Here is an 867-nt window from a genome sequence, read left to right on the forward strand (position 1 = left end):
TACAGCGTTTCGGCTTGAACTTGAATCATGGGGGATTCCCTTGAGGCGTTAGATGTGATTCATCCTGTTTGGGAGGATGGATCATGTCAGCACCGTTATCATCTGCGCTTCGAGCGCGGTTTCAGAGATACATTGAAGAAGGGTTGAGCGGGCGGGCGGCGGCGTTGCGTCTGAAGGTTTCGCCGGCCACGGGCGCAAGGTGGGCGCAGCAGGTGAGGACCAAAGGCCATGCTGCCCCCCGCACCACAGGGTCCGCCGCGCGGCAAGGGAAAGCTGGCGCCGCACCAGGCCTTCGTTGAAGAACTGGTCGCACAGGACCCCGACATCACGCTCTTTGAGTTGCGCGATGCGCTGGCCGATGCCGAGGGCGTGCGGGTGCATCATTCCTCTATCGCCAACCTGCTGTCCCGGCTCGGGTTCACGTACAAAAAGTCGCTGGTCGCCACCGAGCGCCGCCGTGCCAAGGTAAGGCAACAGCGCGCAGACTGGTTCAAGCACCGACTTCCTGCTATTGGTGCGCAGCCAGAACGCGTTGTCTTCATTGACGAAACGGCGGTGAAGACAAACCTCACTCGCCTGCGCGGAAGGGCGCAGCGGGGTGAACGCCTGACAATGGAGGCACCCTTTGGCAGCTGGGGTACGCAGGCACTGATCGCGGGTCTGACCCCGGACGCATTCATCGCACCATGGGTCATCAAGGGGGCAATGGACGGTCCGGCCTTCGCCTCCTGTATCAGCGACGTGCTCGTTCCGGAGATCAAGCCAGGCACCGTTGTCGTCCTGGACAATCTGGCGACCCATCGGAACAAGGAAGCGGCTCAGGCCCGACACGACCATGGCTGCTGGTTCCTCTACCTCCCGCCATAC

The 867-nt window shown here is 61.8% G+C and carries 1 protein-coding gene; it reads left to right on the top strand.

All coding sequences use genetic code 11. The features are described 5' to 3' along the window. Positions 1 to 228: 228 nt before the first annotated feature. A partial coding sequence (locus ACH107_RS33205; protein ID WP_412509840.1) for an IS630 family transposase occupies positions 229 to 867 on the top strand: 639 nt, incomplete at its 3' end.

Source organism: Roseovarius halophilus (ex Wu et al. 2025) (assembly GCF_047086965.1).